Source organism: Liquorilactobacillus satsumensis (genome assembly GCF_964065465.1).
In the GTDB taxonomy this organism is placed as follows: domain Bacteria; phylum Bacillota; class Bacilli; order Lactobacillales; family Lactobacillaceae; genus Liquorilactobacillus; species Liquorilactobacillus satsumensis.
Map to the genome: position 1 here is coordinate 2,231,918 of NZ_OZ061606.1, position 12,205 is coordinate 2,244,122.

Annotated in this window: 16 protein-coding genes; all 16 read left to right on the forward strand. The window is 40.0% G+C overall.

Features of this window, described 5'->3' with window-relative positions; all coding sequences use genetic code 11:
* Window positions 1-206 precede the first annotated feature (206 nt).
* A complete protein-coding gene (locus AB3Y88_RS10415; protein WP_056961364.1) occupies window positions 207-470 on the forward strand; it encodes an IreB family regulatory phosphoprotein in 264 nt (87 codons plus the stop codon).
* Window positions 467-898, forward strand: coding sequence for a Holliday junction resolvase RuvX (ruvX, locus tag AB3Y88_RS10420; protein ID WP_054755945.1), 432 nt, complete (start codon window positions 467-469; stop codon window positions 896-898). The genes AB3Y88_RS10415 and ruvX overlap by 4 nt, the downstream gene beginning before the upstream one ends.
* 37 nt (window positions 899-935) lie before the next feature.
* Window positions 936-1,223 (forward strand): DUF1292 domain-containing protein, encoded by a 288-nt coding sequence (locus AB3Y88_RS10425; protein WP_054755947.1) that lies wholly within the window; start codon window positions 936-938, stop codon window positions 1,221-1,223.
* A 216-nt stretch (window positions 1,224-1,439) separates the two neighbouring features.
* A complete protein-coding gene (gene zapA, locus AB3Y88_RS10430) occupies window positions 1,440-1,706 on the forward strand; it encodes a cell division protein ZapA (RefSeq protein ID WP_054755949.1) in 267 nt (88 codons plus the stop codon).
* Between the two features lie 5 nt (window positions 1,707-1,711).
* A complete protein-coding gene (locus AB3Y88_RS10435) occupies window positions 1,712-2,257 on the forward strand; it encodes a CvpA family protein (protein WP_056961262.1) in 546 nt (181 codons plus the stop codon).
* Window positions 2,258-2,268: 11 nt separating this feature from the next.
* Entirely contained in the window at window positions 2,269-4,629 is a 2,361-nt protein-coding gene (locus AB3Y88_RS10440; protein ID WP_228888500.1) for an endonuclease MutS2, read from the forward strand.
* Window positions 4,630-4,699: 70 nt separating this feature from the next.
* Window positions 4,700-5,011 (forward strand): thioredoxin, encoded by a 312-nt coding sequence (gene trxA, locus AB3Y88_RS10445; protein ID WP_228888503.1) that lies wholly within the window; start codon window positions 4,700-4,702, stop codon window positions 5,009-5,011.
* A 266-nt stretch (window positions 5,012-5,277) separates the two neighbouring features.
* Window positions 5,278-5,607: a PadR family transcriptional regulator gene (locus AB3Y88_RS10450; protein ID WP_056961258.1), complete on the forward strand. Its 330-nt coding sequence runs from the start codon at window positions 5,278-5,280 to the stop codon at window positions 5,605-5,607.
* Window positions 5,600-6,208 carry a DUF1700 domain-containing protein gene (locus AB3Y88_RS10455; RefSeq protein ID WP_228888505.1) on the forward strand — a complete coding sequence of 203 codons (609 nt, stop codon included), beginning with the start codon at window positions 5,600-5,602 and terminating at the stop codon, window positions 6,206-6,208. The genes AB3Y88_RS10450 and AB3Y88_RS10455 overlap by 8 nt, the downstream gene beginning before the upstream one ends.
* Before the next feature lies 1 nt (window position 6,209).
* Window positions 6,210-7,142, forward strand: a complete 933-nt coding sequence (locus tag AB3Y88_RS10460) for a DUF4097 family beta strand repeat-containing protein (RefSeq protein WP_228888508.1) — start codon at window positions 6,210-6,212, stop codon at window positions 7,140-7,142.
* A gap of 25 nt (window positions 7,143-7,167) precedes the next feature.
* A complete protein-coding gene (locus AB3Y88_RS10465; protein ID WP_054755959.1) occupies window positions 7,168-7,422 on the forward strand; it encodes a PspC domain-containing protein in 255 nt (84 codons plus the stop codon).
* A gap of 250 nt (window positions 7,423-7,672) precedes the next feature.
* Window positions 7,673-7,822, forward strand: coding sequence for a teichoic acid D-Ala incorporation-associated protein DltX (locus tag AB3Y88_RS10470; RefSeq protein WP_082610504.1), 150 nt, complete (start codon window positions 7,673-7,675; stop codon window positions 7,820-7,822).
* Between the two features lie 20 nt (window positions 7,823-7,842).
* Complete coding sequence (gene dltA / locus AB3Y88_RS10475; protein ID WP_056961253.1) at window positions 7,843-9,357, forward strand: D-alanine--poly(phosphoribitol) ligase subunit DltA; 1,515 nt, start codon at window positions 7,843-7,845, stop codon at window positions 9,355-9,357.
* A complete protein-coding gene (gene dltB, locus AB3Y88_RS10480; protein WP_056961252.1) occupies window positions 9,357-10,565 on the forward strand; it encodes a D-alanyl-lipoteichoic acid biosynthesis protein DltB in 1,209 nt (402 codons plus the stop codon). The genes dltA and dltB overlap by 1 nt, the downstream gene beginning before the upstream one ends.
* 14 nt (window positions 10,566-10,579) lie before the next feature.
* Complete coding sequence (gene dltC / locus AB3Y88_RS10485; RefSeq protein ID WP_056961250.1) at window positions 10,580-10,807, forward strand: D-alanine--poly(phosphoribitol) ligase subunit DltC; 228 nt, start codon at window positions 10,580-10,582, stop codon at window positions 10,805-10,807.
* A 1-nt stretch (window position 10,808) separates the two neighbouring features.
* Window positions 10,809-12,047, forward strand: a complete 1,239-nt coding sequence (gene dltD, locus AB3Y88_RS10490; protein ID WP_056961249.1) for a D-alanyl-lipoteichoic acid biosynthesis protein DltD — start codon at window positions 10,809-10,811, stop codon at window positions 12,045-12,047.
* The last annotated feature ends 158 nt before the right edge of the window (window positions 12,048-12,205 follow it).

Below are 12,205 nucleotides of genomic sequence, written 5' to 3' on the forward strand. Positions count from 1 at the left end.
CATAATTTTCACCTAGGACTGCAGTCTGCCTGCAATTTGTGGCACCTTATTTAAGACTTGGTTTTATAAGCGGAAATTAAGCAAATTTAAGAGCGGATTTGACAATTGTGTTACGGAATGATTACAAGACCGTGTTTTGATTGTGACAATCTTTTTTCTCTAGTAGAATGAGGACAGGAGTTGTTATGCATGCGGAGGTGCTTGCAATGAGTTCGTTAGATAAAACAATGTACTTTGATTTTGAAGATGGAAATCAAAAAGATGTCCATGAGACTTTGGTAACAGTCTATCAGGCTTTAGAAGAAAAGGGTTATAACCCGATCAACCAAATTGTTGGTTACCTGATGTCTGGTGATCCAGCATATATTCCACGGTTAAATGATGCACGTAACTTGATTCGCAAACATGAACGCGACGAAATTGTTGAGGAATTGGTACGTTCTTACCTTAATAAGGAGGACAAAAAGTGACGCGACTAATGGGGTTGGATGTTGGTTCTCGAACGGTCGGAGTCGCTGTTAGTGATCTTTTGGGGTGGACGGCACAAGGAATTGAGATTATTCCGATAAATGAAGAAGAGCATTCTTTTGGAATTGAACGCGTTGCAGAACTTGTGTCGCAGTATGAAGTCACCGGCTTTGTTGTTGGGCTTCCTAAGAATATGAATAATACTTCAGGTCCGCGGGTAGAGGCTTCTAAAAATTATGGTCAGCTTTTGGCAGAAAAATTTGGTCTGCCAGTTGATTATCAAGACGAGAGATTAACAACTGTTGAAGCTGAACGAATGCTTGTAGAACAGGCAGATACATCGCGCAAAAAGCGCAAAAAAGTTATTGATAAGGTTGCAGCTGGGTTAATCTTGCAGAATTATCTTGATCGAAAAGGACCATTATTGTAAATGACAGTGATTTTAGCGCAGAAATGAGGTAGTTTTAATGAGTGAAGAAGATAATTTAATTACACTTGTCGATGACAAGGGCAACGAAACATTATATGAAATCCTTTTTACCTTTGAATCCGAGGATTACGGTAAATCATATATTCTCTTAATTCCTGCGGGATCACAGCCAGAGGAACAAGTCGACGTGCTTGCCTTTTCGTTTGACCCAGATGAAAATGGTGAGGCCAATGATGCTGAACTGCATGATATTGAAAGCGATGAAGAGTGGGACATGGTCGAAAGTGTACTAGACACGTTTTTAAATGATGAAAATCTGCAATAGGTAGCTTGTTTAGAGGCACATGAATGTTTTCTAACGAGGGGGCTGTGACAAAACATTTGTTTTGACATAGTCCCCTCGCTTTAGGTTGAGGGTTGAGTGGCAGTCAGTGCACTTAGCGTAAACTTCTTTTTTTGTAAGATTTCATTCAGAAGTAATAAGAGATTTGTTTTTATGCTAGAATTATATTATGTAACTTTGAATTAGGGAGGTTCCAGCATGTCAGAAGGCAAACGGCGTTTTAAAGCTCATATTGCCGGTGAAGACTACATTATTATCGGAGATAGTTCAACACAGCATATGGAAACCGTTGTTAAATTAGTGGAACAGCAGTTTAAGGAAATCAAACAACTGATGCCAGGTTTAAGCAAAGAACGGGCGGCGGTTTTATTGGCAATTAATGCAGTTTCTGACCAAATATATAAACAAGAAGAACTGGATCGTTTGAAAAGCGAAACAGCCGCTGATGACAAGAAAAGTAGGTGAATGAGATGCTTATTTCAATAATTATTGTTGTATTGTTAGTCGCAGCTTATTTCAATGGTGCAAGAAGGGGTCTGGTACTAACTTTACTGGATTTGATCGGGTTAGTGGTACTCTTTATTCTTGCAGCAAATTATTCTGCCCTTGTAGGGGAGTGGCTTCAACGCTTAGTTGCGCTTTTTGAAGGAAATGGAGCATCATGGCAAGCAACTAAGGGTGTAACTCTCTCGGGGAGTAGTACTTTTTACTATGGGCTTGCTTACTGGCTGATTATTATTATCGGGGGCTTGCTGATCAGAAGACTGATTCGGAGTTTAAATCTAGTAACCAGAATACCGGTTATTAAGCAATTAAATTCTTTGGCTGGGGGAGTTTTGGGCTTGTTCTTAGTATATTTACTGATCTTTGCAGGACTCTTGGTTTTACAAGCATGGCCAAGTGCTGCAATCAGAACAAATGTGCAAGATTCACAATTGGCACAAGTAATTTTAAATAAAACCCCGGTTGTATCACAACAAATCCTTGATAAACTGGAACAAGAACACAGCCTTTAGGAGGTAGAGCAGTGAACAGTAAATCAATGCTGACTCTAGAGTATGATAAGATAAAAAATAATTTGCGCCAATTCGTAACCACTCCGATGGGGGAGCGGCAAGTTACCAAAATGGAACCGCAAACACAAAGAGCGGATGTTGCCAACTTACTTGCACAGACTAAAGATGGTGCAGATATCTTGCGGCTTAAAGGAGAGATTCCAATTCCAAAGCTGTTAGAAATTAAACAGTATTTAAAACGCTTGGACATTGGGGCAACGCTCAATGGTAAAGAGCTCGCGGCAATCGGCAGAGTGTTGCGTGCTACAAATGAAGTCCGTCTTTTCTTTATGAAATTAGATGATGAAGAGCTCAAGCTGGCATCTTTGTATGAAGTAGCTGCGCGTTTGCAAGTTTTGCCAGAAGTCAACAAGCGCCTTTTAAGTGCGATTGAAGCAGATGGTTATGTAACTGACGAAGCTTCGACTTTATTAGCGAGTCTGCGACGGGCGATCTCAACGACAGAAAATCAGTTACGTGCTAAATTAAATACACTGATTCATGGCAATTCGGCTAAGTATTTGAGTGATGCAGTTATCACGATTAGAAATGATCGGTATGTGATTCCAGTCAAGCAGGAGTACCGCACTCGTTTTGGAGGAGTTGTACACGATCAAAGTGCTTCCGGGCAGACACTGTTCATTGAACCTCGGGAAATTGTAGAACTCAATAATCGATTAAAGCAGCAGCAATTGAGTGAAAAAGATGAGATTGCCCGAATTTTGCAGGAATTGTCTGAGTTGGTTGCACCATATACACCAGAGCTTGAAGATAATGCAGGAATTCTGGGAGTTTTTGATTTTGTTAACGCCAAAGCTAAGTATGCGAGCACACTCAATGCTACGGAGCCGCTGTTATCTGCGGAAAATGATGTTTATCTCAGACATGTATGGCATCCGTTGCTGCTACAAAAGCAGGCTGTTAAAAATGATATTATGCTTGGACGAGATTACAAGGCAATTGTGGTGACGGGGCCTAATACAGGTGGGAAGACAATCACCTTGAAGACTCTTGGGTTGGTACAGTTGATGGGACAGTCGGGATTATTCATTCCAGCGTTTGAAGAAAGTCGGATTGGAATCTTTACTGAAATCTTTGCTGATATTGGTGATGAACAGTCGATTGAACAGAGTCTGAGTACTTTTTCTGCGCATATGACAAACATTGTCTCGATTTTAGACAGGATTGATGAACATTCATTAGTTCTCTTTGACGAATTGGGGGCCGGAACAGATCCGCAAGAAGGAGCTGCACTTGCAATCGCAATTTTAGATTACGTTGGAGCTCAAAGCAGTTATGTGGTTGCAACAACGCATTATCCAGAACTTAAGGCATACGGCTATGAGCGTCCGCAGACAATCAATGCAAGCATGGAATTTGACAGTGAAACTTTACGGCCGACTTATCGGTTGCTAATTGGAATTCCTGGGCGGAGTAATGCACTTGAGATTTCGCAGCGCTTGGGGCTACAGCCTCAAATTATTGCACAGGCGCGGCAATTAACTGCAGGACAAAATCAAGATCTGAATGATATGATTCAAGATTTAGTTGAAAAGCGCCACCAAGCGGAAGAAGAGACCGTGGGCTTGCACCATGAATTGACAAAAGCACAACAATTGCATCAAGAACTTGAAGCAAAGTACGAGACTTTCTTACAGCAAAAAAATACGCAACTGGAGCAAGCACGGCAACAGGCAAATGAAATTGTAGCGCAAGCAACTCGCAAATCTGACGAATTGATCGCAGAGTTGCGCCAATTACGCTTGCATGCTAGCTCATCAGTTAAGGAAAATCAATTAATCGACGCTAAAACCCGAATGAATCAATTGCGGCAACCTACCAATTTAAAGCAAAATCGGGTTTTACGCCATGCCAAAGCACAACAACAGCTTCGTCCCAATGACGATGTTTTAGTTAAATCCTATGGACAGCGTGGTGTCTTAATTCGCAAAGCAACCGAGCATGAATGGGATGTCCAGATTGGAATCCTAAAAATGCGTGTCAATGATACTGATCTTGAAAAGATTAAGGTCGCGCCTGAAAAGAATAAGAAGATTAGAACTACACTGTCATCTGGTTCTCAAGCACATGTTTCAACGTCGCTTGATCTGCGTGGCAAGCGGTATGAAGAAGCGTTAGTAGAGGTCGATCGTTATTTGGATGCTGCAATTCTTGCTGGCTATCCTAGCGTGACAATTATTCATGGCAAGGGGACGGGTGCTCTTAGAAAGGGCATTACTGATTATTTAGCACAAAGTTCCAGCGTTAAAAGTTTTAACTTTGCTCCACCGAGTGCAGGTGGTAATGGGGCAACAGTGGTATACTTCAAGTAAGCAAGAAGATTGATTTTTTTGAATATTCTGGTATGCTTTACTTACAAAAGCAAAGTAGGGGGCGTTAATAGTGGTTAAAGAATTAACAGATGCAACTTTTGCAGCAGAAACAAGTAATGGAGTGACATTGACAGACTTTTGGGCAACTTGGTGTGGTCCATGTCGGATGCAATCACCTGTAGTTGAGCAACTTGATGAGGAAATGGGCGATACTGTTTCTTTCAGCAAAGTTGATGTTGACGAGAATAAACAAGTTGCAAGTGAGTTTGGAATTATGAGTATTCCAACACTGTTGATCAAAAAAGATGGGCAGGTAGTTGATACTTTGGTGGGCTACCATCCTAAGGAACAGATTGAAACTAAATTAAAGCAGTATCTTTAAAAGAATCTTTGCAACAGTCAACTGCGAAGTAAGCAACAGTTGGCGAAAACGCTAAGTGTAATATTAATTAAAGAGGATCAGAGCAGACTTGCGGGTTGCCCTGATCCTCTTTTTGTGTGCACTTTTTCATTGGCATACGATTGTCACCAACTTTGCTGTTTAAGCATTGGTGAGTTGATGATAGCAGTTTTTGCAGTTAATTAATTGCAATATAATACTATATAACGTATAATATTGTTTAAGGAAAAGCCAATGGAGGCAAAAAAATGAAAATCAAAATTTCTGCAGATCTGTTGGACGGACTGGTGCTCGCTTTACTGGAGAGAAAGGATTACTACGGGTACGCACTAACACAAGATATGCAAGCGGTAATTGAAATTTCAGAGTCTACTATGTATCCTGTTTTGAGACGTTTGCAAAAGAATAATTATCTGACGACCTATGACCAACCCTTTCAAGGGAGGAATCGGCGGTATTACCGGATTGCTCCTGCCGGGACACAGCACTTGGAACAGATTCGCAAAATGTGGGTTAACTATAAAGTGAGTTTGGATAATATTCTGTTGGGGGAGGCAAAGGGAAAACACTATGGATAGAGACAGGTATTTAGATGAATTGAAAGCATGCTTGCAAGGCTTAACAGTAGCAGAAGTTAAAGATGCAGTTGCATTTTATGCTGAATATCTTAGTGATGCACAGTTAGAGCAGCGGGCCGCAATTGAAGAGAAGCTGGGGACTCCTCGTCAGTTAGCACGTAAAATAATGGCCGATTATTCAATTAGGGACGATGAGCATACCACTGGCAGCAAAGTGAAATCAGCGCACGCTAATTCAAGAATGATCTGGTTGATAATACTTGCCTTATTATCAGCACCGTTTGCATTAGGAGCAGTGGGTGTTGGCGGCGGCGTGCTGATAGCTGTAATTTTCTTAATTTTAGCTTTTTTTATGGTTGGAGCAGGTCTTTTGTTGGCGATTTTGCTTTTAACAGCTTTTTTCCTTTACAGTGGAGTAGTGTTACTATTTCAGGAATTTAATGTTGGCATTTTTTATTTAGGCTGTGGGATGGCCTGTTTAGGTCTTTTATTGCTAATCGTGCCATGTCTCTTTTGGTTTGGGCGTGTTCTAATCCAAGCAGTTGCTAATTTTGCTCGTTATCTTTATCGTAAATTCAACGAAAGAAGGAGGGCAAATTAGGATGAAAAAGACATTGCTTTCTGGTATGGTAATTTTAGGTTTGGGACTGCTTTTGATGGCAGCTGGTTATCTGTTTCACGGAGCTCAGATAATTGCTTTTCAGGGGTGGCAGCCGGTCAGTGCCCGCACTAAGTTTAGCGGCAAAGTAGTTAAACGAAATGTTGAGTTTAAACAGATCTATGTGGAAACGCGCACAGCGGATGTTGAAGTTAGAAGTGGCAGTGAGGCAAGTGTTATGTATACTGCTGACAGCAAAAATACCCCCACGGTGAAGGTTACAAATGGGGTTTTAAATGTTCGGCAAACAAAGGCAAGTGATTTTTCAGGTTTTTATTTTGGAGTAGCGCGTAACGAAAAAGTTGTGATTACTGTCCCTAATGGAAGACAATTACGGAACGTGACCGTTAATTCTAAAACAGGAGATCTTAGAATTTCCGGGCAATCAGTGGATCAGCTAAATGCATTTACCGACACGGGAGACGCTTATCTTGCAAATGTTAAGGCTAAAAGGGCAGCGATTTACTTGAATAATGGAGATGCAGTGCTTAAGAACGTTTCATTTGGAAGCGGGAGGCTGCAGCAAACGAATGGTGATTTAACGCTGAAAGACTCACAGTTAACTAATGTTATTATCCACAATACTGATGGAGACGTGACTTTCACTGATTCACAATTTATTAAAGGTAATTTGTCATTGAGCAGTGGTGATCTGGAAGCAAACCATAACAAATTTTCTGGGGTTTACACTATTGAAAATAAGAATGGGGATAATGAAGTAGCAGATACACAGGTAAAGGGTATCCGTGTGGAAACCAACGCTGGGACCAACCAACTTTTTTCAAAGACTAGTGAGGGCGGTACCTTGCAACAAGGTCAAAATAACTCAAATATGTTGATTTTACGCACCGATTCCGGTGATAATGAAGTTAAGTAAGGGATCAATGAAAGGAAGGATTTTCATGAAAAGAAAAAAGCAGTTAACAAAGTCAAAAGATAAAGTTGTTTCAGGCGTTTTCGGAGGAATTGCAGAGTATTTTGAATGGGATAAAGCGATTGTTCGGATCATTGGTGCGATTTTAATCTTTTTCCCAGGACAACTGATCATTGGGATAATTGTTTACTTTATCGCGGCAAGTGTCATGCCGGAAGCAACAGACGGCAACGGTCGCAATGACGATGATGACATCATTGAAGGCGAATTTAAAGACAAGTAGCACTAAATGGCACACATTTAATTGGGGGCTGTTGCAGGTCCTCTTTTTTGCTATAATAGAATAGTTGTATAGCTTCAAAAGGAATCAATTTAATGAAATCTTAAGTAATCTTTGAAAAATTTTACAGAAAACTGGTTTACTGTGGTGTAACATTAGTGTAGTTACATTTACTGTTTTAATTGCTTAATGTTAAAGATTCATTTGTTGCAGATCGCTGTTTTCAGTTTTAGATTGTCGTGGGGGTGAAGAGATGGGGCAATGGCGCTCACGCTTGTTACATAGTGAGGTAACCAAATTTGTTTTGAAAACTATTTTTTATTTTGTGGTCATGCTGATATTGGTTTATTTGTATAGTTACAGTGGTATCAATGGACCGCACTTTATCTATAACGAGTTTTAATCGGGGAGAGAACAACTTAAATGAATGTAATTCAAAGAATAGATAGCTGGGCACAACGGGACCCGCAGCGAGTAGCTTATAACTATCTTGGAAAAGAAAATACGTATCTTGAGTTAAAAAATTACTCAGACAGCGTTGCCGCAGCAATCACTAACATGGATTTGCCGGACAAGGCACCCATTATTGTGTATGGCGGTCAAGAATTTGAAATGATCGCGGTTTTTCTGGGAATCGTTAAGACAGGGCATGCTTACATACCGATCGACAGCGATTCGCCAAGTGAACGCTTAGTTACCATTAATCGTATTGCGCAGCCTGTCGCATGTATCGCAGTTGAGGAGCTTCCGGTTGAACTTGCTGGTTTACCTGTTGTAACCCCAGCAAAGTTGAAGCAGCTTTTTTCTGAAAGAGTAAGTTTTTCTGCTGCAAATCAGGTTAAGGGATCAGATGTTTTTTATATTATCTTCACCTCAGGAACAACCGGTGTTCCTAAGGGGGTCCAAATTAGTGCACAGAATTTGGAAAGCTTTTTGGCCTGGATGGAAAGCGATTTTGGAATCAAAGACGAAAGTACTTTTCTGTCGCAACCGCCGTATTCCTTTGACCTTTCTGTCATGGATTTATATCCGGCATTGACACGTGGAGGCACACTCAGCGTGATTCCTAAGAAAGTTACAGAAGATTTTAGGCAGCTTTTTTCTGTCTTGCCGCAGCTTAAGCTCAATGTTTGGGTTTCGACACCATCATTTATGGATATTTGTTTGCTGGAAAAAAGTTTCGACGAGGAACATTATCCGCAATTGCAGCATTTTCTGTTTTGTGGTGAAGAACTTACTCATAAGACTGCACAACAACTTTTGCAGCGTTTTCCGCATGCAGCAATTTATAACACGTATGGACCTACAGAGACAACCGTAGCTGTTACACAAGTTCAAATTACGGCAGATTTGCTTGCTAAATATGAACGTTTGCCAATCGGTAAACCTAAAGCAGATACTAAGGTTGTAGTTGTTGATGAAAACTTGCAAGAAGTTGCAGCCGGGACAGCCGGTGAAATTTTAATCTATGGTCCAAGTGTTTCTCAGGGATATCTCAATAATCCTGCCAAAACAAAGCAGGCTTTTGTGAAGTTTAACGAGCAAAATGCTTATCGGACGGGTGATTTAGGTGAGTTTGATGAAGCCGGGCAACTGCTTTATAAGGGGCGTCTTGACTTTCAAGTTAAGCTCCACGGCTTCAGAATTGAATTAGAAGAGGTTGACTATCATCTTGGCAAAGTTGGGTTAGTAGAGCAGGCTGCTTGTGTTCCAAAATACGGAATGGATCACAAGGTCTCTCAATTAGTAGCTTTCGTAGTTGCTAAGCATAATGAATTCAAAAATAACCTTGAATTAACCAAAGCTATCAAAGAGCAATTAGCAACTTTATCAATGCCATACATGATTCCACAGCGGTTTGTTTATGTGGATTCACTACCGCTTACAACAAATGGAAAAGTTGATCGGAAGCACCTCTTTAGCGAGGTCAATCATTAATGATTAATTTACAACCTTATGAAAATCCAATGTATTTTGTTTACCTAGTTATTGCATTATTACCGATCATGATTGCGATGCTGCGTGGTAAACAGCTTCATTGGTATCAGACAATCGTATCTTTTGCCTTTTTACTCTTGGCCTTTGGCGGAGTTAAGTGGCATGAAGGCATTGCGCTCATTGGCTATATTATTTTTGAAGTTGTTTTAGTGGGTGCTTATTTTCATTATCGGCAAAGAGAGAATCAGACTTGGATTTTTTGTAGTGCTGTTATCCTCGCAATCATTCCGTTAGTGATTGTGAAAGTGACACCAGCTGTTTATGGACATCCATCTTTGATCGGCTTTTTAGGAATTAGTTACTTGACTTTTAAAGCTGTCCAGATGGTGATGGAGATCCGTGATGGAGCGATTAAAGAGTTTGATCCTTGGTTGACACTACAATTCTTGCTCTTTTTCCCAACGATTTCTTCGGGGCCAATCGATCGTTATCGTAGATTTAAAGCAGATTACGAACGAGTTCCTAACCCGCAAAAATATTTGCAGTTGCTTGATAAGGCAGTGTGGTACATTTTCTTAGGCTTTTTGTACAAATTTTTACTAGCTTATGTTTTTGGAACCTTAATGTTGCCTTATGTCAGCAAAATGGCACTTTCCTACGGGGGAATCTCGTGGTGGTTAGTAGCTTACATGTACGTTTATTCGATGGATCTTTTCTTTGATTTTGCCGGCTACAGTCTTTTTGCTGTGGGAATTAGTTATTTGATGGGAATTGAGACTCCAATGAACTTTAACCGTCCTTTCAGTGCGGTGAATATCAAAGAATTCTGGAATCGTTGGCACATGACGCTTTCATTTTGGTTCCGTGATTACATCTATATGCGTCTTGTTTTCTTCATAATGAAGAAGAAGCTGATGAAAAATAGAATTGCAATTGCAAATGTTGGTTACTTGACGCTGTTTCTGATCATGGGTTTTTGGCATGGCTTGACGTGGTACTACATTGTTTATGGCCTGTATCATGCTCTAGCGATAATTTTGTGTGATGTCTGGCTACGTTATAAGAAGAAGCACAAAGACAAGTTTCCAAGTAATCGATTCACGAAGCTACTAGCAATTTTTATTACATTTAACGTGGTTTGCTTTAGCTTTTTGATTTTTTCAGGTTTTTTGGACAAACTATTATTCCATAATATTATATTAAGATAAGGGGAGTTTTAATCATGAAAGAAAAGGTAATTGAAATTTTAGAGGATTTAACAGGCAGTTCAGATCTTGCAGATAACTTGGATATCAACTTATTTGATGAAGGCTTGCTAGATTCAATGGCAACCGTACAACTCTTGTTAGAGTTGCAGTCCCAATGTGGGGTTGAAGTTCCAGTTTCTGAATTTGAGCGCAGCGAATGGGATACACCTAATAAAATTATTGCGAAAGTAGAAAGTATGTAACATGAAGATGTCAAAGAAACTATTCTTGATTTTTGGGCCGGTGATTTTGGCTGCAGTGCTGCTAGTTGCACTTTTTTTAACACCAGTCAATGTACAAGATATTTCGCGAGGAACCATTCAACGGGCAGCACTATCGCAATCGCCTAAAGTTTTTCGGGGAATGGCAGTCAAAAAGGCAGCTTTTTCCAAGAATTATGTTCCATTCTTTGGTTCATCTGAATTATCGCGGATGGATTCGCTGCATCCATCAGTTCTTGCCCAAAAATATAAAAGAAGTTATCGTCCTTTCTTGCTGGGTGCTCCGGGGACACAATCATTGGTCCATTACTGGGGGATGCAGGGAATTGATGATAAACTGGAAGGTAAAAAGGCAGTTTTCATAATTTCACCGCAGTGGTTTGTGCAAGGCGGAATCAATCCCGACATGTTTAATTATTATTATCCTAAACCTGCAATTGTTAAATGGTTGTTGCAGGCCAAAAATAACAGCATGGATAGATATGCGGCTGAAAGGTTATTGGCATTATCGCGAGATCGTTCTAGCATTGAAAATAATGCAACAATTCGAATTGCTGCCGGGCAGTCACTGACAAAATTTGAACGTATTTATCTGGGCTTGAAGGCGAATGCACTTGATCGTGAAGACCAGCTCTTTTCAACGATTACTTTGAATAATCGTGAAAGTGCAGTTATTAAGAGCGAGAAAATTTTACCTGCAACCTATAACTTTAAGCAATTGGATGAAACAGCTTATTATTTAGGCAGGACACATACGACTAATAATAGCTTTGGTGTCGACAATACTTTTTGGAATAAGCGGTTAAAGCGTAGTTATAAGAAGTTAGCTGGTAAACAGGCAAATTATAGTTATTTGCGTTCAGTTGAATTTTCAGATTTTCAGTTAGTGCTGAATCAGTTTGCCAAGCAAAATATGAAGGTCCTTTTCATAATTCCACCGGTTAATAAGCGTTGGTCTGAATATACTGGACTTTCAATGCCGATGTTGCGGCAATTTGTGAAAAAAATTAAGTATCAATTAAACTCGCAGGGCTTTCATAATGTAGTTGATTTGACTAAAGATGGCGGTAAAGCTTATTTCATGCAAGATACAATTCATCTTGGGTGGCGTGGCTGGCTAGCTGCTGATCAGTATATCAATCCATTTTTAACTAAAGCACAGCCAACTCCAAAATATAAAATTAATAACTATTTCTATTCAAAAACTTGGCAGCAAAAGTAGCGATTTGTGAATAATCTTTACCAAAGTTAGTGTGACAAAGCGCATACCATGTTTCTAGAAATAGCTGAAATAATCTAATCACTAAAAATAGCGACCTGATTCCATGGTGGAAAAGGCCGCTATTTTTAGTAGAAGCGGGTAACTCAAATGGGACTGGG